This is a genomic window from Streptomyces albofaciens JCM 4342 (assembly GCF_008634025.1).
GTDB lineage: Bacteria > Actinomycetota > Actinomycetes > Streptomycetales > Streptomycetaceae > Streptomyces > Streptomyces albofaciens.
This window is the reverse complement of the sequence record NZ_PDCM01000002.1, coordinates 1-21334: the sequence shown is the minus strand read 5'-3', so window position 1 is coordinate 21334 and position 21334 is coordinate 1. Positions and strand designations below refer to the sequence as shown.

Annotated in this window: 20 protein-coding genes and 1 pseudogene; 11 read left to right on the top strand and 10 right to left on the bottom strand. The window is 71.1% G+C overall.

The annotated features are described in order from the left end of the window. Positions 1-26: 26 nt before the first annotated feature. Positions 27-341: a hypothetical protein gene (locus tag CP973_RS21095; RefSeq protein WP_150243889.1), complete on the bottom strand. Its 315-nt coding sequence runs from the start codon at positions 339-341 to the stop codon at positions 27-29. 163 nt (positions 342-504) lie between these two features. Here CP973_RS21095 and CP973_RS21090 point away from each other — a divergent pair, with 163 nt between their 5' ends. After that, positions 505-861 carry a DUF6191 domain-containing protein gene (locus tag CP973_RS21090; RefSeq protein WP_150243887.1) on the top strand — a complete coding sequence of 119 codons (357 nt, stop codon included), beginning with the start codon at positions 505-507 and terminating at the stop codon, positions 859-861. Next, on the top strand, positions 858-1346 hold the full coding sequence (locus CP973_RS21085) for a DUF3995 domain-containing protein (protein WP_150243885.1): 489 nt from the start codon (positions 858-860) through the stop codon (positions 1344-1346). Before CP973_RS21090 ends, CP973_RS21085 begins: the two co-directional genes overlap by 4 nt. Before the next feature lie 21 nt (positions 1347-1367). On the opposite strand, the gene CP973_RS40085 is transcribed toward CP973_RS21085, so the two are convergent. The 3 genes from CP973_RS40085 to CP973_RS21075 all read right to left on the bottom strand — a co-directional run bounded on the left by CP973_RS40085 (position 1368) and on the right by CP973_RS21075 (position 3012). Then, positions 1368-1520 (bottom strand): hypothetical protein, encoded by a 153-nt coding sequence (locus CP973_RS40085; RefSeq protein WP_167538469.1) that lies wholly within the window; start codon positions 1518-1520, stop codon positions 1368-1370. Positions 1521-1615: 95 nt separating this feature from the next. Beyond that, positions 1616-1897 (bottom strand): hypothetical protein, encoded by a 282-nt coding sequence (locus CP973_RS21080; protein ID WP_150243883.1) that lies wholly within the window; start codon positions 1895-1897, stop codon positions 1616-1618. A gap of 581 nt (positions 1898-2478) precedes the next feature. Further along, positions 2479-3012 (bottom strand): MaoC family dehydratase, encoded by a 534-nt coding sequence (locus CP973_RS21075; RefSeq protein WP_150243881.1) that lies wholly within the window; start codon positions 3010-3012, stop codon positions 2479-2481. Here CP973_RS21075 and CP973_RS21070 point away from each other — a divergent pair. Both CP973_RS21070 and CP973_RS41430 read left to right on the top strand, forming a co-directional pair. Further along, positions 2973-3698 (top strand): LysR substrate-binding domain-containing protein, encoded by a 726-nt coding sequence (locus tag CP973_RS21070; protein WP_150243879.1) that lies wholly within the window; start codon positions 2973-2975, stop codon positions 3696-3698. The genes CP973_RS21075 and CP973_RS21070 overlap by 40 nt on opposite strands. A gap of 76 nt (positions 3699-3774) precedes the next feature. Then, positions 3775-3906, top strand: coding sequence for a hypothetical protein (locus CP973_RS41430; protein WP_280119020.1), 132 nt, complete (start codon positions 3775-3777; stop codon positions 3904-3906). A gap of 527 nt (positions 3907-4433) precedes the next feature. Here CP973_RS41430 and CP973_RS21065 read toward each other — a convergent pair. After that, positions 4434-5423 (bottom strand): GlxA family transcriptional regulator, encoded by a 990-nt coding sequence (locus CP973_RS21065; protein ID WP_150243877.1) that lies wholly within the window; start codon positions 5421-5423, stop codon positions 4434-4436. A 130-nt stretch (positions 5424-5553) separates the two neighbouring features. On the opposite strand from CP973_RS21065, the gene CP973_RS21060 reads away from it, so the two are divergent. The 6 genes and pseudogenes from CP973_RS21060 to CP973_RS41805 all read left to right on the top strand — a co-directional run bounded on the left by CP973_RS21060 (position 5554) and on the right by CP973_RS41805 (position 10893). Continuing rightward, the gene (locus tag CP973_RS21060; RefSeq protein ID WP_150243875.1) at positions 5554-6501 is read left to right on the top strand and encodes an alpha/beta hydrolase; all 948 of its coding nucleotides are present in this window, start codon (positions 5554-5556) and stop codon (positions 6499-6501) included. Positions 6502-6965: 464 nt separating this feature from the next. After that, positions 6966-7328: a nuclear transport factor 2 family protein gene (locus CP973_RS40445; protein ID WP_150243873.1), complete on the top strand. Its 363-nt coding sequence runs from the start codon at positions 6966-6968 to the stop codon at positions 7326-7328. Beyond that, positions 7325-8191: a proline iminopeptidase-family hydrolase gene (locus CP973_RS21050; RefSeq protein ID WP_150243871.1), complete on the top strand. Its 867-nt coding sequence runs from the start codon at positions 7325-7327 to the stop codon at positions 8189-8191. The genes CP973_RS40445 and CP973_RS21050 overlap by 4 nt, the downstream gene beginning before the upstream one ends. A 101-nt stretch (positions 8192-8292) precedes the next feature. Then, positions 8293-8745 (top strand): annotated as a pseudogene (locus CP973_RS40975) (TetR/AcrR family transcriptional regulator); the annotation flags it as partial. Between the two features lie 73 nt (positions 8746-8818). Further along, a complete protein-coding gene (locus tag CP973_RS21040; protein ID WP_208853269.1) occupies positions 8819-10444 on the top strand; it encodes a GMC family oxidoreductase in 1626 nt (541 codons plus the stop codon). Beyond that, entirely contained in the window at positions 10441-10893 is a 453-nt protein-coding gene (locus CP973_RS41805; RefSeq protein WP_425282067.1) for a helix-turn-helix domain-containing protein, read from the top strand. The genes CP973_RS21040 and CP973_RS41805 overlap by 4 nt, the downstream gene beginning before the upstream one ends. Before the next feature lie 677 nt (positions 10894-11570). Here the strand turns inward: CP973_RS41805 and CP973_RS21030 are convergent. The 4 genes from CP973_RS21030 to CP973_RS21010 all read right to left on the bottom strand — a co-directional run bounded on the left by CP973_RS21030 (position 11571) and on the right by CP973_RS21010 (position 15390). Then, on the bottom strand, positions 11571-12503 hold the full coding sequence (locus tag CP973_RS21030) for an NmrA/HSCARG family protein (RefSeq protein WP_150243869.1): 933 nt from the start codon (positions 12501-12503) through the stop codon (positions 11571-11573). 40 nt (positions 12504-12543) lie between these two features. After that, positions 12544-13074 (bottom strand): VOC family protein, encoded by a 531-nt coding sequence (locus tag CP973_RS21025; protein WP_150243867.1) that lies wholly within the window; start codon positions 13072-13074, stop codon positions 12544-12546. A gap of 945 nt (positions 13075-14019) precedes the next feature. Further along, positions 14020-14895: a hypothetical protein gene (locus CP973_RS21015; protein ID WP_150243863.1), complete on the bottom strand. Its 876-nt coding sequence runs from the start codon at positions 14893-14895 to the stop codon at positions 14020-14022. Between the two features lie 84 nt (positions 14896-14979). Continuing rightward, positions 14980-15390 (bottom strand): peptidase inhibitor family I36 protein, encoded by a 411-nt coding sequence (locus CP973_RS21010; RefSeq protein WP_150243861.1) that lies wholly within the window; start codon positions 15388-15390, stop codon positions 14980-14982. Positions 15391-15654: 264 nt separating this feature from the next. On the opposite strand from CP973_RS21010, the gene CP973_RS21005 reads away from it, so the two are divergent. Continuing rightward, a complete protein-coding gene (locus tag CP973_RS21005) occupies positions 15655-19329 on the top strand; it encodes an nSTAND1 domain-containing NTPase (RefSeq protein WP_341874838.1) in 3675 nt (1224 codons plus the stop codon). Positions 19330-19648: 319 nt separating this feature from the next. Here the strand turns inward: CP973_RS21005 and CP973_RS21000 are convergent, their stop codons facing one another. After that, entirely contained in the window at positions 19649-21055 is a 1407-nt protein-coding gene (locus CP973_RS21000) for an erythromycin esterase family protein (protein ID WP_208853268.1), read from the bottom strand. Positions 21056-21334: the final 279 nt, after the last annotated feature.

The window sequence follows — 21334 nt, the reverse complement described above, 5'->3', positions numbered from 1 at the left end:
GACCGTGCCCGTCGGCCAGCAGGCGGTCAGCGCGGGGGCGCCTGTTCCTGTCCGTTGTGACCGGTGCGGCGGATGTGCACGGTGCCGGTGTCCAGGTCCACCCGCACGGGCGGGTCCTGCGCCGGCCTGACGTTTTTGCGCACGCGTTCTTGTTCCATGGCGCGCTTGACGGCCTGGGCGCCGGGGGAGCCCTCCTGGACCAGGTCGGCGCCGATGGACGACAGACGCTTGGTCTTGCGCCAGTAGATCCAGCCCCGGGCCTCCATCGCCAACAGCACACGGTCGGCCAGGAACACCGCGGGGACCGCGAGCAGGACCAACAACGCTAAGAACGCACTCATGGGCTGGAGCGTACTTCGCTGATCTGGCCCGTGGCGCCTCCGCCGGATGGGGAGGCGGCTCGTCCTCGGGTCTGATCCCTGCGCGCCGTGGACCCGCAACAGTGGTCCTCATGGTGATCAACGGGACGTGTGCGGCTGGGGTGTGGGCGGCGGGGGGCCGTCCGTGACGGTCTGGCTCATGTCGTTTCCGGCCTTCGCGTGTGCGCTGGCCCTGTTCGCCCTGGTGGAGAGCGTATGGCGGTGGTTGACGGGCCTGGGCCTGATTCCCTGGCTGCGCAGACGCTCCGGGCCTTCGCTGTCGAGCATCGCCTTCGACGAATTCACGGCCGTGGTCAACGGGAACAAGGCGGCGGAACTGAAGCAGCGACAGGTGGAACTGCTGCGGCGGGACGACGAAAGCGACGGCGCGCCGCCCTGTTCCCGTGTTGACCTGACCGGCGGCACGGCGTTCATCGTGGTGCCGGAGGAGGCGGGCGGCCCGTGCGCTGAGCGGGACGATGTCCGCGGGGGTCGACGGTGAGCCGCGGACCGGAGGGCACAGGCGGGCGATGGTCCCCGTGGTGGGGGCATATCGCGTGCTCGTGGGCGGCCGCGTTCGCCGGTCTGCACTTCTACTGGGCCTTCGGTGGTGAGGTGGGGCTGAGCATCTCCGCCGGTCCGTTGGCCGCCGAGCGTCCGCTGTGGTTCGTGGTGGCCGGGTTGTGGGGCGTGGGGGCGCTCTGTCTACTCGGTGCCTTGCTGGGATGGCTGCTCGCCCACCCCGGATTCCGTGGCGTTTCCGCTCTGCAGGTCAGGTGGCTGGGGTGGAGCGTCAGTGCCCTCCTGCTGGTCCGGGGCATCGGTGTCGAGGTACTGCTGCTGACCGGTACGGCGCTCCTGGACACTTCGGTGAGCGAGGAGCAGCGGGCCTGGACGCTGGCCCTGTGGAACCCCTGGTTCATCGCCGGAGGCATGGCCTTCGGCCTTGCCGCCCTCCGATTCCGCAGCCGAGCATCGGTGCTCTAGGTGTATTGATCACGAGCGCACTCAATGACGGGCGGCCCGCGCCGAAACGCCTGAGCAGATGCTCAGTGGCCGCAGCCGCAGCCGCAGCCGCAGCCGCAGCCGCAGCGCAGCCGGTGACGACCAGACGCCGGTGGGGCTGCGCGAGGCCCACAGCCACCACCTGGCGGACGTCACTTTCGCCGCCCTGCGTCACGTCCGCGCCCATGGTCCGGCCTTCCCCGGCTCGGTCGGCAAGCGCGGTGCCGGACTCCTCTGCTGCGTCGGCGGCTTCAGGGAGTGGGCACGTACAGCCGGTCCCGCGCAGCCTTCGGCACCATCGACCTGGACGCGTCTTCGCAGCCGCGAGCGGCCTCACCTTCTCCGTGCGTAGGCTCGCCGGGGGCTTGAGCGAGCCTCTCGCGTTCAGCGGCACGGTCGGCGGCGGGCAGGTCCAGGAACAGCGCTGCCGCCTGCCGCAGGAGGATGCCCGCGCCTTCCAGCGCGGCGTGTGCGCGTCCGATCTTGTGCCGGCTGACGCGCCGGCCTTCCGCGCCGTGCCGGTAGCCCCGCACGATGCGGAGTGCATGCCCGTCACGCGTCGATCCACCGTCTCCGGCGCCGACTGCGGATCTGCCATCACCACCTGTCATTGGATCTCCTCCAGGAGTACTTCGTCGGCCGGCGCCAGCACCGAGGGCGCCGATGGCTCTGTCTTCTCGTTGTTCACGTCTGCTCAACGAACTGGAAGAGGCCGAGGACTTGGCTGCTTCCTCAGGGGCGAGGCCGTACGGCCCTGGCAGCTGGCAGGCATCCCTTTTCGGTCACCGGCTCTCGGTTTTCGTCGCCGAGAACGCCGGTGAGCGCGGGGGGCTGTCCCGGTCTTTCGGGCAGGACCACACCGAGCAGGCCGTGGCTGCCCGCCAGGTGGCGACGTCGTCCGCCCGGTACCCGGATCGACGGCCGTCGATCCGGATCCACGTCTGGTGGCTGTACGTCAGCCACGCCGGCACACTCTTGCACGCCCGGGGTTGGCGTCAGGCGCGACCGCGTCCTCGTAATCGAGGATCACCGCGTTCAGCCCTGGAGGCGAGGGCCTGGGAAAACCACTCCGGCCGGTCGCCGGATGTGAACAGCCGGTCGCGGGCATCCACGTTCATGCGTCCGCCCCGGCTTCCTTCGGCGCAGGTACGCCGACGGGACCGTGTCCGCGCCGGAAGACCATCAGCGTGCGCAGGAAGCTGATGACGACGGTGCCGTCCTGGTTGTAACCCACGGTCTTCACCCGGACGATGCCGGCTTCGGGACGGGACTTGCTCTCCCGTGCCATGACCACCGTGGACTGCGAGTAGATCGTGTCGCCCTCGAAGACGGGGGCGGGCAGCCGCACCTCGTCCCACCCGAGATTCGCGAACACGTGCCGGCTCACGTCCGCCACCGACTGCCCGGTGACGAGCGCGAGGGTGAACGTCGAGTCGACCAGCGGCCGTTGCCAGGCCGTCTGCGCCGCGTAGTGCGCGTCGAAGTGCAAAGGCGCGGTGTTCTGTGTGAGCAGCGTCAGCCAGCAGTTGTCGGTCTGGGTGATGGTCCGGCCCAGCGGGTGGCGGTAGACGTCGCCGACGGTGAAGTCATCGGGTCGGCCGCGGGGTCGTGCCGACCGCGGCCGGGCGGGCCTTCCTGCCGGCCGCACGGGAGGCGCTCGCCACACTGCGCGCGGCGCGCCAGGAACTGGCAGATGTCATCGACCCGGAGCGGGGGCAGGTCTGCCTCGGCTTTCTCCACACCCTCGGTGTGCGCGACGTCCCCCGGCTGCTCGACGCCTTCCTCGCCGCCCACCCGGACGTGCGCTTCGCTCTTGCCCAAGGCCCGGCGCTGGCCCTTCTCGACCGGATGCGCGCCGGCGAGATCGACGTCGTCATCACCGCGCCCGTCCCCGAGGACAAGACCCTGCACTCGGTCGTCCTGCGCGATGAGCAACTGTTTCTCGCGGTCCCCGCCTGGCACAGGCTGGCTCAGCAGGAGACGGCCGAACTCCGCCAGGCCGCGGGCGAGCGGTTCATCGCCCTGACCCTGGGACACGGGCTGCGGCAGGTGTTCGACGAGATGTGCGCGGCTGCGGGATTCGAGGCGGATCTCGCCTTCGAGGGTGAGGACGTGGCCACCCTCCGCGGCCTCGTCAGCACCGGTCTCGGAGTCGCCGTACTCCCGGGCAGCCCGGCACCTGACGAAGGCGTCACCTACCTGCCCATCGGGCACCCCCCAGCACACCGCCTGCTGGGCGTGGTCTGGCCCGCCACACGGCGGCTCCCGCCCCCTGCACGCCGGTTCACCGAGTTCCTCACCCAGTCCGGCCGCGCGGTCCTCGGCGAGAGGTGATCCCGTCGGCGTCCCCGTTGGAGGGCCGATCGAGCGTGGGGAACTCCCCCCCGGACGTGGACCGCGACCCCCGGGCATGGACTGCGAACTCGCCCTTGATCTTCTCGTCGGCCCGCTCTACTGGCGCCTCATGGCGATCCGCACCCGGACCGGCGCCAACTACCTCGACCGCCTCACCGGCAAGCTCCTCGCCGCCTTCACCGCTTGACCAACTCCCGTAGGCGCATGAAGTACGGCCAGTGCAACAAGAATCGAACGGTGAGTTGGTTCTCAGCACACGGCCAGGCCGCCGTCTCCGCCATGCCCTCTTCCGTGAGCTGGTCGAGTCGGAGAAGCTGACGCTGCAAACGCTCTGCGGGCGGTCGCGGGTGCGGACTTCGGGCTGGTTCGGTGGTTGCTGCCTTGGATGGTGCATCTCCGGCGCTTTTGAGCGGTCGTCGACGGGCACGGGCCACCGGCGGCCGGGGCCGTCAGCGGCTGCTGCACGAACGGTGAGGGGCCGCCGCCCGAACTCCCAGGGACGGCCCCGCACCCCGCACTCCACCTGGTACGCAACCCGGCTCGCACAGCCCCGCTACCTCTGCGGTGAGCCACCTCTGCCGTCAGCTACCTCTGCCGTCAGCCACCTCTGCCGTCAGCCACCTCTGCCGTCAGCCACCTCTGCCGTCTCTTGCCGACCCGCGCGCCGACCCGCGCCGTACGCGGTGGTGGGCCTCCGGCCGTCGAGGCTTGGGTCTACGGCGCGTGCGCGGCGGGGGAGGAGCGGAATGCCCTGCGGTAGGCGGAGGGGGTGGTGTCCAGGGTGTCCCGCATGTGCTGGCGCAGGTTCGTCCCGCTGCCCAGGCCGGTCCTGGCCGCGATGTCGTCCACGGGCAGTTCCGTCGATTCCAGCAGGTGGCGTGCGTGCTGCAGACGCGCTGAGGTGAGCCATGCGGCGGGGGAGAGTCCGGTCTCCTGCCGGAACCGCCGGGTGAACGTCCGTACGCTCATGTGGCAGTGCGCCGCGAGGTCCTTGAGGGACAGCCGCCGGTCCAGGTGTTCTGTCATCAGCGTCCGTGCCCCGGCCGTCGAGGTTCCTGCGTCCTCCCGGACCGGGTGCTCGACGTACTGCGCCTGCCCGCCGTCCCGCAGGGGCGCGACCACGTTGTAGCGGGCCACCCGGTTCGCCACGGAGCTGCCGTGGTCCTCTCTGACCAGGTGCAGGCACAGGTCGATGGCCGCCGCGCCGCCGGCCGAGGTCAGGATCCCGCGGTCGGCGACGTAGAGCGGGTGGGTGTCGAGGTCGACCGTGGGGAAGAGCCGCCGGAACTGCTGCGCGTAGCGCCAGTGGGTCGCGGCCCGGTGTCCCTGCAGCAGGCCGGCGGCCGCGAGGACGAACGAGCCGGTGCACAAGGACACCAGGCGGGCGCGCTCCCGGGCCGCGCGCAAGGCCTTGGCGACGCAGGGGTCCACCGCGCCGTCCTCGACCACCTGCGGGCAGCGGGTTCCCGCGATGATCACGGTGTCGGCGTGCTCCAGCAGGGACAGGTCGCCCTGGGGCAGGACGCTGTACCCGTTCACCGTCGGCACCGGCAAGCCGTCGGGGGTGAGGGTGCGCACCTCGTAGGCCGCGGTCCCGGCGCGGGTTTCGACCCCGGCCAGCATCTGGGCTGGGATGCTGAGGTCGAAGGCCACCACCGGTGCGAGAGCGAGAACGGCCACCTGGTGAGGAGTCGCAACTGTCATGGCCCGATAGTTGCAGATGGTGGCCCCCGGGCCACTTCTGTGCTGCTCACGCTCGGCAGAGACTGAGGTCAGTCGCGAAACACCGGCACCGGGCAACACCCGGACCACACCAGGAAGGTGGCCGCCAGCCATGACCGTCCCCGCCGTCGACCCAGAGATCCAGACCCTGCTCGACACCGCCGACACCGGCGTCTTCCCCGTCTACGGCCTGGACGAGGTCCTCGCCGACCCCCAGCGCTACGCCCTGCTGCGCGCCCGTCCCGACACCCCCGTCGACGACCGGGTCAAGGTGCGCGACCTGTACATCCCCGGCCCCGCAGGGCAGCTGCGGCTGCGCGTCTACCGGCCCGGCACCCCCGGCACCCCCGACGCCCTGCCGATGATCCTCTACGTGCACGGCGGCGCCTTCACCTACGGATCCCCCGAGGCCGAGGAGGGGCGTGCCCTGCGCTATGCCCGCGATGCCCGGGCCGTCGTCGTCTCCGTCGACTACCGTCTCGCCCCCGAACACCCCTATCCGGCCGCGGCCGACGACGCCTACGCCGCTCTGGCCTGGATCGCCGCTCACCCGGCCGAACTCGGCGGCGACCGCGCACGCATCGCGGTGGCCGGCGGCAGCGCCGGCGGGAACATCGCCGCCGCCACCGTGCTGCGCGCCCGCGACCAGGCAGGCCCGCACGTACTCTTCCAGTCGCTGACCTACCCGGGCGTGGACGGCAGCCTGACGAGCGCCTCGGTGCGGGAGTTCACCGACACCCCGGTCCTCAACCGCGGCGCGATGGAATGGGCCTGGCAGTACTACGCGAAAGACAGCCACGCTGATCCGTACGCCTCTCCGCTGCGCGCCGCTGATCTTGGCGGGCTGCCGCCCGCCTACATCGCCGTGGCGGAGGTCGACCCGCTGCGCGATGAGGGCCGCGCCTACGCCGCCCGCCTGTCCGCCGCCGGCGTCACCACCGAACTTGTGCAGGTGCCCGGCGCCGTCCACGGCTTCGACCTCCTCTTCCCCCGGGCCCGCATCAGCGAACGCAACCTCGCCGACCAGGTACGCGCCTTGCGCGAAGCCCTGCACGCGTGACCGGCCCGGACCCGCGAGGCATGCCCATGGATACCTGGTCGCGGCGCAGCACTGGGAAGAGCGGGAGGCCGGTGCGCGCGTGCGGACGTCCGGAGACCGGGTGCGGACGGCCGGAGACCGGGTGCGGCGCGGCGGCCTGCGGTGGCCGGCCTTCGCCCGTCGCCATGGCCTCGATCCCTCGTACCCGGTGCAGCGGGAGGGCGAAGCCCTATGACCGCATGAACTGCAGCCCCTGGTCCTTGCCTTGGCGGGGCCCGCAGGAAAGAAGTCCCGCTGCACCGCCGGCGAACCACCGATTTTCCCTGAGAAAGGTCCTCTCGGACGTGCCGTCACCCCTCTGACCTGCGGGTTTTTCGCGCTCAATGGCCGACTGCCTGAAGCGTACAACCAAGTCAAGACTTATTCTCGCAGGCGTTCCCTCCTATATTCGGGGCCATCACGCCAGCACCTTGGAGGAATGTGGCATGAGGAAAAACGTCGGCGAGATGGCGACCCGGTGTCTGCGGCACCTGGAAGCGTATGACTTCGGTGAAGTGCGGGCCATGTGCCCGGAAACGGCCACCGTATGGCACAACGACGGGAAGGGTGGCCAGGCGGTCGGCGAAAAGCTGGAACGGCTCAGGCCTCTTGCCGGCACGGCCGCCTCGCTGCGGTTCGATGGAGCACGCCAATTCCGCAGCGCGCACGAGGTGCTTCAGCGAAACGTTCTCCGTCCGGGCAGGCCCGATGGGGCGCGCAGTGAGGTCCGCGCCGCTAAGCACTTCCGGTTCGGTGGATACCTCATCGACCGGATGGAGGAGTATTCCTGTGGGGTGGGCCCGGTATGACGGAAGGCAGGATCTCGGTGCCGGGGGGCAAGGTGTGGTACCGCAGAACGGGCAGCGGTGGTGTGCCGTTGCTGCTCGTCCACGGCGGGCCGGGTTACCCGAGTGACCCGCTGTCCGACGCCTTCACCCCACTCGCCCAGGAACGCGAGGTCATCTGGTACGACCAGCTCGGCGTGGGGCGTTCGGATCCCATCGACGACATCTCGCTGCTGACGGTGGACCGCTTTCTCGACGAACTGGGCGCGGTCTGCGAGGGGCTCGGTCTGGAACGCCCCCACATCTACGGCCACTCCTGGGGAGCGATGCTCGGCCTGCAGTACGCCGCGGAGCGGGCGCCGGAATGGACCAGCCTGGTCTGCGCCAATGGCCTGGCGAGCGTGCCCCGGTTCGAGCGGGAAGTCCGGGACCTGATGGCGAAACTGCCGGGCAACGTACTTGACCGCACCTACGGCCGGGAGCTGAGAGGCGAAACAGACGACCCTGATTACCGGAAGGCCCAAGGGGAGTACTTGCGCGCGTGCGTGCTGCGCACCTCTGCTATGAGCCTGGACCCGGAACTCATGAGCTGGACGACGTTCCGGACCATGATCGGCCACGCGGACTACCACGTGACCGGCATTCTCAAGAACTGGGACATCTTCGGCACACTGGAACGGATTCAGGTCCCTACACTCGTTCTCGGTGGCGAATTCGATGAATGCGTACCCGCCCATCTCGCCGACATCGCCGCAAGAATTCCGGATTCCGAGCATGTAACACAGCCCGGCGCAGCCCATATGGGGTTTCTGGAGCAGGGGCCGCTCCGCGAGGCGTACGTAGGCCTCGTTCGGGACTACCTGGCACGCGTCGAAGCACGCGCGTAACCGAACGAAACCGCCGAGCGGGCGGAACACCCCAGGGGCCGGACGCGGCGTACAGCACCCTGCCCCTTCCTGACTACGGCCGACCCTCCTGGGCATGGCCGGTGGGGCCGGCGCACCGCACCGAACTGCCACCTTGCGAGCGCATCCTCGACGCCGCGCAAGAGTTCTTCCCGAGCGAGGGGATCCGGCGGGCGGGCGTCAGACGGTCGCCGGGCCGGCCGGGACCCCCATGGTCATCTACCGGCACTTCGGACCAAGGACGCGCTGGTCGCGGAGTGGCTGCGGCTCGACGCCGCGGACTACCAGGCGGCCTTCGGCAGGGCTAAGGCCGAACACCCCGGCCCGGCCCAGGGGCCAGATCCTTGCCCCGCCCCGCTTCAACGCCGAGGGGCTGCCGGCGCTCTCGCACCGGGGCTGCCCGTGCATCAACGCCATCGCCGAGCTGCCCGACCGTTCCCCGTCCTGCCCGGCAAGACATCGAACAGCCAGCACCAGGCTCCCCTCGGCCCGTCCCAGGTAACCACCGGCTGGCCCCGCCCCCTTCACCACATCAGCCGCAAAACGGCCACAGCGGAGACCCGTCATTCATTCAATCAATCAGTACCCGCCTTCAAGGAGATGACGAGCATGAGCATGAGCAGTGCGCCCGGACAGGGCGACGCCACGGCTGCCACACTGCCGCACCGGACCGGACTTGCCGACCGGATCGACGACGGCGCCGCCTTCGACTACATCGTGTGCGGCGCCGGTTCGGCCGGTTCCGTCCTGGCCGGCCGGCTCGCGGCCGACCCGGCGGTCACGGTGCTGCTCGTCGAGAGCGGCGGCGACGACGATGACGAGCGCGTACGCAACCCCGACCTGTGGCCCGCCAACCTCGGCACCGAGCGGACCTGGGACCACGTCACGCAGGCGAACCCGCACCTGAACGGGCGCCGGCTCGCCTACGCGACGGGCCGCGGTCTGGGCGGGGGCGGCTCCATCAACGCCGGCGTATGGGCGCGCGGGCACCGAAGCGACTGGGATTCCTACGCCGAGCTGACGGGCGAGCCCGCGTGGGGCTACGCGCACGCACTGGAGCTCTACCGGAAGATCGAGGACTGGCAGGGCGCGCCCGACCCTGAACGCCGGGGCAGTGGTGGGCCGATGCGGATCCAGCCGGCACAGGACGTACACCCGCTGTTCACCGCCTTCCTCGACGGCGCCGAAGCCACCGGCGTCCCCCGCTTCGACAGCTCCAACGGCGCCCTGATGGAGAAGGGGGCGGGCTGCGCCGTACGGGAGGAGAACTACCACGCGGGAGTACGGCAGACCCCCTTCAGCCGCTACGTCGCCCCCCGCTTGGAGCAGCCCAACCTCACGGTCCTGCCACACGCGACGGTCTCCCGTGTCCTGCTCTCCGGGGGCCGGGCCACCGGCGTCGAGATCGTCCACGACGGCAAGCCGGTGCACGCTCACGCGTCGCAGGAGGTGGTGCTGTCGCTGGGCGCGATCGGCACCCCGGCCGTCCTGATGCGCTCCGGGATCGGGGACGAGGCCGAACTGCGTTCCGCCGGCGTCCCGGTGGCCCAGCACCTGCCCGGCGTCGGCCGCAACCTCGACGACCACATACGCCTGCCCTGCATGTGGGAGGCCGCCGACGTACCGATGCCGGTGCCCACACGCAGCCAGGCCGTCTGCTTCTGGGGCGACGACACACGGCCGGGCGCACCGGAATTCGTCATGTACCTCTCGCCCGCCCCGTCCGTCTCCGCCGAGAGCGCCGCCCAGTACCCGCCGCCAGAACGGTGTTTCACCCTGATGCCCGCCATGCGCCTGCGCCACGGCAGCCGCGGCCGGGTCCGCCTGGTGAGCCCGGACCCGCTGGCCAAGCCGCACATCGAGACGAACTTCTTCGCCGACCCCGACGACGTCCGCTCGGCCCTGTCCGCGGTCGCCATGGCCCGCGAGGTCGGCAACTCCGCCGCGCTCCGCCCGTTCGCCAAACGGGAGGTCTCCCCTGCGTCCTGCGATGCGGACACCCTCGACCTGTTCCTGCGCAACGCCGTCGAGACGTACTGGCACCAGAGCGGCACGGCCCGGATGGGCCGGGACGCGGACGCCGTCGTGAATGCCCGGCTCCAGGTGCACGGCATCGACGGCCTCCGTGTCGCCGACGCCTCGGTGCTGCCCCATGTGACGGTCGCCAACACGATGGCCCCCTCCATGGTGGTCGGCGAACGGGCCGCAGAAATGATCACAGCCGACCAGGGCTGACCACGGACGCGGAGCCCGACACGCGCACGCTCACCCGCGCCACCCGCGCCGTCACCGGGACCGGCGCCAAGTCCTTCCTCGACCAGCGCATCCTGCTCGAAGCGAAACGCCTGCTTGCCCACACCGACCTGCCGGTCGGCAGTTGCGCGCACCGCCTCGGATTTCGTGACACCGGTAATTTCACCACCTTCTTCCGACGGCAGACCGGCCTCGCCCCCCACCGCATGGACAGCCAACCTCCACCCTTGCACGGGCGATCATTCGCATCCGGTGCCGGGTCCTCGTGTCCCATGAGCCAAGCCGCAGTCTGGAGAACGACGGATACCGGTGCATCGCGTTCGTCCGCGCGGGATGGTACAGCTCCAGTCCAGGCGGGGCGCGCTTGTGCTGCCGGCGTTCCCGGAATTCGCCGAGGCCGCCGCAGGCGTGGAAGAGGGCCTGGTCCTTGATGGCGAGCTCGTCGTCTTCCACGGAGGCCGCCTGGACTTCGCGGCGCTTCAGCAGCGGGCCCGGCGGCCCCATTCCGGGTTCCGGGACGAGCCATTCCCCGGCCACCGCCCGGTCGTCCGTGGACGCCACCAATGCCCCAGGCGGCCGCAGCCGTGAAGGCAGACTCGGAAAGTACCGTCCGGGTCGGCGGGCAGCTGGTGGGAGGTGTGTGTACGAGACGACCGAAGCCATTTTCGCCGACGTCACCAACACCAGCCCGGCCGCCCGGGCCCTCGTCCTTGGTCTGCCCCGCACCCGCGGTGCCCTGTGAGTTGTCGGGCTGAGCCTGCCGCCGCCGGCCGCGCTGCGCCACCAGCTCGCCGGTCTGCTGCGCCCGCTGCGCGGCGGGGCCCGTAGCGAGCTGCCGGGTACCGTCGGCGGGCTGCCCGGCTCTCCGCCGATCTCCTGCCCCGTGTCATCAGGGGCCGTGCCCGCCCCGGCCGACGGGCACCGGCTGCCGATGCTCGTCGCCGAGCCGGCCTGCCCCGTCTCCGCCGTCGGTCGTCACCGTCTGTGTGTTGAAGAAGGGCAGGCCGGCCAATGGGTGCCCGGCGAATCCGGGATTCACCACGGTGGGAATGCCGGGTCAGGCAATCCACTTCTCATTCCCGTGCGCCCCGGCGGGCGTGGACGAAGGTCACAGCGCCGGATACCCATGGCCGGACACGGGGGTCAGCTGCTCATCCGCCCACTCGGCGAAGGTGGTGAGCGGGATGCCCAGCTCCTGGGCGAATTCGGGCCGGGCGGGCTGGAGGACCACGTTGTTCCACTCGTGTCCGGCTCCCCACTTCGGCATGCCCGCGTCGAGGGCCTCTTCCAGGCTCATGGAAGGCGCGGTCACCGGCACGCCCCAGACGGCGGACAAGGTCTGTGCGATCTGTTCCATCGTGCGCAGGTCACCGGCCAGTTCCAGTTCCACCTGGTGGAACCGGTCGGGATCCCGGAGGGCGTGCGCCGCGGCCGTGCCGATGTCCCGCACGGCCACCAGGGCCAGTTCGGTATCCGGTTTCAGTACCGTCAGCAGGCCGCCGCGGGGCCCCCTGGGCGCCAGCAGGGGCAGGTTCTCCATGAAGAAGGCGGGCTTGATCACCGTCCAGCGGGCAAAGCCCGCATCGCGTACCGCCTCCATGATCGCCTGCTTGGTGTGGAAGTAACCGGCCATCGCCGCCCAGCGGCCTTCGGCCCAGCCGGGGGCCTGGGTGTGCTCGCCGACTCCACTGGTCGAGGACTGCACGAACTGCCGCACTCCCTCGGCCTTCGCCGCATCCACCAGGTTGGTGGCCTGGGTGAGCTCGCCCGCGAAGTCCACACTGGTCTCGGTCATCGGCGGCATCTGTACGGAGAACACGGCGCGGACCCCCTCGACCGCCGGGCCGAGGGTGGCCCGGTCGCAAAGGTCCGCTCGCACCAGCTCGGCGCCCAGCGCCTCGATCGCCCGCGCGGGCTTCGACCACGGATCGCGTACGAGTGCGCGTACGGGTATCCCGGCGGCCAGGAGTGCGCGAGCTGTGGCCCCGCCTTGCCGGCCGGTGGCTCCGGTGACCAGGACGGTATCGCTGTCGACGGGCATGGCCGCTGCTCCTCACGGGCCGGAGAACAAGGACGAGTGGTCAGCGCCAGCGGTTGTTGCTGGTGTGGTCGCCGGCGAGCCAGCGGGAGAGGTCGTCGTGTGCTGTGGCTCGCCGCTCGGCGTCGATCTTTTCCGCGTCGGGGTGGTCGACGGCAAACTCCAGTATCAGCCCGTTGGGATCCGTGATGTACAGCGAGACGCAGTACCCGTGGTCGATCACGTGGGCGTTCGTCTCAGCATGGCCGGCCGCGGTGATGCGCTCACGTATGGCTTCCTGGGCCTCCGCCTCGACCTTGAAGGCAATGTGGCGCACGGGGGTGGAATTGATGTCAGTCTTGAACTTCTCCTGGTCCTTGGGGTTCGCGAACTGGAAGAAGGCGAGCGCACTGCCGTCGGCCAGGCCGTAGAGGGTGTGACTGTAGACGCGCTCGGCCCCGAACAGCACCTCGCGCTCGGTCCACGTGGCGACCAGGGGCAGGCCGATCACATCCTCGTAGAAGCGCCGGTTGGCTTCCTGGTCGTCAGTGATCCAGGCGTGGTGGTGGAGGCGGAGCGGCAGGGTCTCGCTCATGTCAAGTCATCTCTCTTGATGGGTTGGGGTGTTGGGCTGGTGGCCTGGGTGGTGGTCGGCCTAGTGGTCAGCATGCCGCTCAATTATGTTGAACGCTAAATCAATTCGAGCCGTTGTGTGTGCGCCGGGGAGCGGGTGGCCCGTCGGCCGGCCGGCGGGGGTTGGCATCGGGTGGTTGGCTTGCGCCGGGTGGTGCGTGGTGCTGCATCCGTGCCTGGACGGGCCCGCCGCTCGGTGTGGGCTGGGCCTGGCGGGCGTGAGGGCTGCGACCTGGTCCGACGTCGCACTCGCCCGTCCCGTTCACGTAGGTCCGCCGCCGCGATGGCGGATACTGGCCCGGTGTGCGTCCAGTAGCGAGAAAAGGTTGAACGGTAATCTACTTGGGGCGGGGCGGGCGGGGCGGGGCGGGCGGGGCGGGCGGGGCAGGGCAGGGCGGGGCTTCGGGCTGGAGGGCCTCGTCCGCAGCTCGCCGAGTCGCTTCGTGCTGCCGGGGACCGATGTTGGCACGGGCACATACCGGGCCGTGGCGTGCGTGACGCCCGAGGCGCGGCGCAGGTCTTGTCGGTGTGGGGTGATCAGCTCACAGCCCTGCTGCCGGGGCCGGCCGGGCGCGGAGGACTTCGGCGGTGGCACGGTCCCGCGGCCGCGGTCACGGCCGCAGTGCCGCGTGCCAGCACGATCAGCGTCGGCCCGTGCCGGCCCTGGGCCTGGAGACGGGCTGGTCCACCACTGATGACGGAGGTCGGGCGGTTCGGCGCCGGCGGCCGGGTGCTGTACGGGCCCGGGCCGGGAGATGCGGGCCGGTGGGACTGGGTCGGTGACATTCCTGAAAACCGGGTTGCCGCCGGGAGGAGGGCAGCGGCTGCGGCGCGGCTCTGTCCGACGCGCTAGGGCGCTGAGCAGCCCGGCCGCCAGTACATGTACCGGCGGCCGGGCCACCGCCTCCTACGTGGTGCTGAGGACCGCGCGGGCGTTCACCAGCCAGCGTGTGAACCCCGTCTCCAACGCCTCCAGAGCTTCGGCGTGCCGAACGAGTGCGGCGCGTTGCATGCGGGTTTCCGCAGCGGCCCAGGTGGAGACGAGGTGGGTCTGCTGTTTGCAGCGCACATCGGCCTCGGCCACCTTGGTCTCGCGGGCGGTGACACGTGGGGAGTCGTTCCACCCGGGGGCGTCGGAGGCTTGCGCGGGGGTGGCGTAGTGCCATCCCGCGCGCCTCATGCAGGCGCTCCACGCCCGCACGGCCCGGACGACGCCGGCGTCGCGCTGTGATCTGTCGAACAGGCGCAGGTTGAGGTCGTTGAACAGGGATTCGGCGGATTCCGGTATGCGCTGTTCCAGGCGGGCGTGCGCCTTCTTCCAGCACCCGCCCACCCCGTCGGTGCCGTATGCGGCTCGCCGTTCGCGGGGGCCGAGCGCCGCGTCTCGCTTCTTCTCGTCGGCCTTGTGCCGCGCCACCGCGGGAGGGTCGGGCGGCGGGTGGTATCCGTAGCGGCGGGCGACCTCGGGTTCGATGACCCCGTAGCGGCGGCGGTTCGGCGGGTCCGCGTCCTCGCCGGAGGTGCGGGGCAGTGTCTTCCAGGCCAGCCCCTGGGCGCGCATACAGGGGCCCATGAGCACATCCTCGGCGGAGGAGATGGTGAGCAGGTCGGCGTCGGACTGGGCGTAGGAGTCGAAGGGCAGGATCAGCTTCCTGGCTTCCGCGCTGGCGGCGGGGCCCGCCGCCGTTCGGGGAGCGGAGGGCTGCGGCTGTGTTCCCGCGCAGCCGGTGGCCGCGAGAAGGAGCAGCAGGGCGACGGCCCTCGGGTGGACGGAGACGGTCACGGCGGCCTCTTTCCGTGGGAAACCGGCACGGGGGGTGCCGACGGCTCTGCCGGCACCACCCGTACCCCTTCCTTGCCTACTCGCCTACTTCACGCTGCTCGCGGCGTCGTTGCCCACATTGGTCCCCCGCAGGGTGAAGAGCTGGTGGTTCGGGAGGATCTTCGTGCTCGGCCCGTGGTACCCGGCGTCCTTGTACAGCCTCCACGCCTTGGAGGAGCGGTTCTTCACCGAGCTGACACGGTCGTTGAGGCTCTTGCCGTTGCCGAAGTAGTTGTTCTTGAAGTTCGCGTCCTTGTGCGTGATCTTCTTCTTGCCGCCCTTGTAGTGGCTGTCCTGGTACAGCCACAGAGCCCCCCTGGCCAGATCACCGGAGGCGGACGGCGCCTGGCGGGTCTGCGCGGCGCCCTCGGAACTGTCGGCGACCGCGGGAACGACCGCCCCGGCTGTGAGCGTGACGATACCGATGCCCAGCGCGGCTATACGGCCCATACGCATGATGATTCCCTTCGTTCATGGTGTGGTTGCGGTGTGTTCGGCACTTCTGCGCGGACCCGGACCGCTCTCGTGGGCAGTGCCGGTCCAGGCCGTGCCCTAGTGATCCCAGCGGCCGGCTGGTTGTCTCGCAGCCCCTGTTCGTGCTGGTAGAAAACGCAACGGCGGACCGCTCGGGGGACCGGGGTTGGCTCGTGGGGGCCTTGTGGCGTTGTGGCGGCCGTGTTGAGGTGGACGGTCCCACAGGAACGGGGAGGCCAGACTGCGGTGGGGCGACGTGAAAAGCCGATCGATCCGGGTGCGGGGCCGGTGCAGCGGTTCGCCTTCGCCTTGCGCAAGCTACGGGCAGAGGCCGGCAGCCCGACCTACCGGGCGATGGCCCGAAAGGCGGGATATTCGACCGCTGCGCTGTCCCGCGCGGCGGCGGGCGAGACACTGCCGTCGCTGCCGCTGACGCTGGCCTATGTGCGGGCTTGCGGCGGAAACCCGCAAGAATGGGAGCAGCGGTGGCAGGAGGTACGCGATGAAGCGGCCAACCGGCCCCGTGACCCGGACGAGGAGGCAGCGGATCCGCCCTACCGTGGTTTGGCCCGGTTCGAACCCGGCGACCATGCCCGGTTCTTCGGCCGCGCCCGCCTGACGGACGACCTCACCGTCCTGGCCGAAACCCACCGGTGCGTCATGGTGCTCGGCCCGTCGGGCAGCGGTAAGTCCTCCCTCTTGCGCGCCGGCCTCATCCCGCGGTTGCAGACCACCGCGGACACGGCGCTGCGCCCGGCGGCGATCCGTATCCTCACGCCCGGCCCCCGGCCGGTGCACGACCACCGCGGATTGTTCACCCCGGCCGACGGGCCGGGAGACACCTGGCTGGTGGTGGACCAGTTCGAGGAGACCTTCACGCTCTGCCGGGATGCGGCGGAACGAGCGGAGTTCGTCCGCCTGCTGTCGTCGGCCCGCGATCCCGGCAGCCGGCTGCGGATATGCGTGGCGGTACGGGCGGACTTCTATGCCCGCTGTCTTGAGTACGAGGGACTGGCGGCGGTCCTCAAGGAGGCGAGTCTTCCGGTCGGCCCGATGACGCCGGACGAGTTGCGTGCGGTGATCGTCAGACCCGCAGCCGCGGAGGGGCTGATCGTGGAGCGTGCGCTGACCGCCCGCCTCATCGAGGAGGCCGGCCAGGAGCCGGGCGGTTTGCCGCTGCTGTCGCACGTCCTGCTGGAGACCTGGCGCCGCCGCCGCGGCCGTACCCTCACCCTCGACGCCTACGAAGCCGCCGGCGGTATCCACGGCGCCGTCGCCCAGACCGCGGAACACTTCTACACCCGCCTCACGCCGGCCCAGGCCCGGACGGCCCGCCGTATCCTGCTGCGCCTGATCGCCCCGGGGGAGGGGCACCCGGACACCCGCCGCCCCACGCCGCACGACGAGCTGGACGCCGGCGACGCCACCACCGCCCCGGTACTGGAACGGCTGGCCGGCGCCCGCCTGGTGACCACGGAGGAGGAGGCCGTCCACCTGGCGCACGAGGCGCTGATCACCTCGTGGCCCCGGCTGCGGAAGTGGGTCGACGAGGACCGGGAACGGCTGCTCGCGCACCGCCGCCTGACCGAAGCCGCCGCCGCGTGGGCGGCGCTCGACCGCGATCCGGGGGCGCTGTACCGCGGCACCCGTCTGGCCACCGCCCGCGAAGCCTTCGCCGCTGCCGCCGCCCACGACGAACTCACCCCGCTGGAAAGGGACTTCCTCACCGCCAGCACCACCGCACACGAACAGGAGCGGCGCGCGGCGGCCCGTACCACCCGCCGTCTGCGCGGGGCGGCGGCCTCGCTGGCCGTCCTTCTGGTACTCGCTCTGGTCGCGGGAGCGGCCGCCTTCGTCCAGTATCGCAGCAGCGAGGACCAGCGGCGCACGGCGCTGTCACGGCAACTGGCGGCCCAGTCCTCCACGCTGCTCGGCGGCCACCCGGACCTGGCGTCCCTCCTGGCAGCCCACGCCTACCGCATCCGTCCCACCGCCGAGGCCACCACCAGCGTCTTTGCCGCTGCCGCCCTGCCCCTGAAACGCCGTCTCAGGGGCCATACCCAGGATGTGCGGGCGGTGGCGTTCAGTCCGGACGGGCGGACCCTGGCCTCCGGCAGCGACGACGGCACCGTACGGCTGTGGGACGCGGACACCGGCCGGCCCCGCACCACCGTCTTCGCCACCACGTTCGGCGGCGCCAGGATCGGCGTCCAGACGGTGGCTTTCAGCCCTGACGGGCGGACCCTGGCTGCCGGAGTCAGCGACGGTACGGTGCAGCTTCGGGACACAGCCACCGGCACGGTCCAGGCCACTCTTTCCGGCCATGCCGCCGCCGCCACGTCGATGGCCTTCAGCCCCGACGGGCGCACCCTGGCCACCGGCAGCTGGGACACCACGGTGCGGTTGTGGGACATGCGGCGACACACCACGCGCACTGTGCTGACCGATCACAGCGACCGCATGAAGGCGGTGGCGTTCAGTCCGGACGGGCGGACCCTGGCCACGGCCGGCGACGACGGCGCGGTGAAACTGCGCGACGCGGACACCGGCCGCCCCCGCACCACGCTCACCGACCGCACGGACGTGGTGGCGACGCTGGCGTTCAGCCCCGACGGCCGCACCCTCGCCACCGGCAGCGACGACGGCACCGTACGGCTGCGCTCCCCGGCCGACGGGACGACCCGCGCAGTACTCAGCGGCCACACCGACGCCGTGACCTCGGTGGCCTTCAGCCCCGACAGCCGCGCTCTCGCCTCCAGCAGCGACGACGGCACCGTACGGCTGTGGGAAACCCGGACCGGCAAGTCCGGTGCGACCCCGATCGGCCAGACCGGCGGGACGGCGGCGATCGCCTTCGGCCCCGGCGGACGCACTCTGGCCACCGGCGATGCCGACGGTGCGCTGTGGCTGTGGGACGTCCGCCGGCACCCGGCCGCCACGACGCTCACCGGGCACACCGGTGATGTGACCTCGGTGGCCTTCAGCCGTACCGGACGCACCCTCGCCACCGGCAGCGACGAGGGCACGGCGCGGCTGTGGGACACGCGCACGGGCAGGCCGCGGGCCGTCCTGGGCGGCCACAGCGGCGCGGTGCTGACCGTGGCGTTCAGTCCGGACGGCCGTACGCTGGCCACCGGCAGTGAGGATGGGACGATCCGGCTGTGGGACACCGCCACCGGCCGCAGGCGTACGGCCTTCGACGCCGGGAGCGAGGTGTTCGCCGTGGCGTTCGGTCCGGACGGCCGTACGCTGGCCACGGGCGACGGGAGCGGCAGGGCCCAACTGTGGGACACAGCCCGTGGTAAGCCACGGGCAATCCTCGGCAGGTCCGCCGAAAGCGTGGTGTCGGTGGCCTTCAGCCCGGACGGCCGCACGGTGGCCTCCAGCGGCTTCGACAAGACGGTACGGCTGTGGGACACCGTCACCGGACGGCTGCGCACGACCCTGACCGGGCACCGGGACACGGTGTGGTCGGTGGCCTTCAGCCCGGACGGCCGTACCGTGGCCTCCGGCGGTGTCGACGGCACGGTACGGCTGTGGGACACCGCGACCGGCACGGCCCGCACCGTCCTCACCGGCCACACCGGCACCGTGCGGGCCGTCGTCTTCACGCCCGACGGCCGCACCCTCGCAACGGGCGGCGACGACCGCGTCGTCCGGCTGTGGGACATCGCCTCGGCCCGGCCCCGCATGACCCTGTCCGGCCGCGGCTGGCCGGTCACCTCGATGGCAGTCAGTCCCGACGGCCATACGCTCGCCATCGGCCAGGGCGACAACAAGGCGCATCTGTGGCACCTGGACCTGCCGGCACCCGACGAGGCCATCAGCAGAATCTGCCGCACCGTCGGCCGGGACCTCACCGAGCAGGAACGTTCCACCTACCTGCCGGACCCACCGCGCCACACGGCGTGCGCTCCGTGAACCCGCCCCTGTCGGCGACGCCCGCGAACGGCCCCCCCCTTCTTCTTGCCACCGACCTTCCCGCATTCCTCCCCGTACCCGTTCCGCCGCCTCCCCTTTCGCCGCAACCGGCAGCCGCAGTGCTCCTCGACCAGCAGGGCGCGCGCTCCCGGCAATCAGCTCGCCTTTGACACGAAACATTGAGTGAGTGCTGGTCAGGTGCTGCCGCCGATCTCCCGAGTCTCGTGCTCGGTAGGCGGCCTGTCGGCAGGTGTGCGAGGAGAGCGGGACGTCGGGCCGGCTGACTGCCGCGCCGCCACCGCGCCGCGTGGGCCCGTTGCTACTTGAGCAGGCGGGCGGCCTGCACCTGGTGGAGGTGGATGACGACGTCGTGCGTCTCCGCGAGCCGGATCTGCGGGGCGTTCCCGCTCCAGGGGTAGGTGGCGCCGATGTTCTTGACGGTGTGCGGCGCGGTGAGCCAGGTGCGGGCCGCCGCTGGGGTGTTGCGCAGGTCCACCACGAAGTCGCGGTACCGCACCCGGTCGAGGGTGTGCTCGGTGGTGCCGGGCGCGGCCGGGCCGACGGTGAAGCGGTGGACGCCGCCGTCCTGGCCGGAGGCGTTGAACGAGCCGTGGTCGAAGGTGAGGCCGACACTGAGGTAGCCGCCGCCCAACTTCTCGCGGAGGAATGCGCCCTGGGCCTTCGGATGGGTGCGGGGGACGTAGGTCTTGAGGGCGATGTGGCCGTTGTGGGCGGCGAGCAGGATCTTGTCGCCGGTTTGCTGCTGCCACCAGGCGACGTTCTCCGCCATGATCCGGTCGCGGTAGCGCATGGCGCCGGTGGCGCCCTGCGGGTCGTCCAGGTCGAAGGCATACAGCGTGGTCATCTGGTGGATCGCGGTGGCGTGCTGGAGGGCCCAGGCGTGCGCGTCGGCGTCGGCGCCCGTGCCGGGCCGCTGCTTGAGCAGGTCCACCGCCCGGCCGGTCCGCTCGGCGAGCTTCTTGCGTTCGGCCAGCGGCTTCGCCAGGTAGTCGTTGACGTACGTCTCGGCATCGGTGGCGGGCCGCAGGCCCCGGTACAGCTCGGCGAGGCGCGGGGCGAGTTCGGGGCGGGCCTTGGCCGCGTAGGCGTTCACCTTGTCGTACAGCTCGGCACCGGCGAACCCGCCGTCGTCGCCGACGAAGCGGACCGGGTCCTTCGGGTGCTTGACGTTGTACGCGCGCATCCACCGGAATAGATCCCGGTACTCGGCGTTGTTCCACCACCGGTAGTCGCCCTGGAACTCCTCGTCCATGATCTGCTTCAAGTTGCCCTTGCCGTGCGTGAGGTAGGCGTCGAGCCGCAGTCCGGTGCTCCACGGGGCTTCGAGGGCGAAGGCCCGAAAGCCCTTCTCCTCGACCAGATACCGCAGGATCCGGTGCTTGACGGTGAAGAATTCGTGCGAGCTGTGGGTGGCCTCCCCCAGGCCCACCACCCGGGCGTCGCCGACCATCCGGCCGAACGGGCGCAGATCGGCCAGGCCGCCGCGGGGCTCGGTGGTGCGCAGCGGGTGGGCCACCCGGCCCAGGGCCGCCTCGGGAGAGCCGAACGCGGCGGCCGCGGCCTCCTCCGGGCCGGCGGGCGCGTGGGCGGCGGTCGATGCGGCGGGCGGGGCGGGCGGGGTGGCTGCGGAGGCGGCCGGGGCGACGGCCAGGGTGGCACCGAGCGGGACGAGCAGGACGGCGAGCAGGGCCTTGTGCGTGTTCATGGCGCAACTCTCGCCGCACGGGGGCGCCCCGGACCATCCGCTGCGCCCCCCGATCGGCCGGGGGGTTAGGTACACCGTCGATGGTGGGCGAAGGGCTGGAGACGATCAAGAGGCGCTATCCGTCGCCGACCGAATGCGAAAGCAGGGCGAACAGGTGAGCTTGTTCCTTAACCTGTTCCGTCACGTTCGGTGATAGTCGCGGGGCGTTTGAGGATCTTGCCGACGTCGTAGTGGGGGCGGCGTGGCGGTTTCTGGTACCCGGCGGTCGTCTTGGGCCGG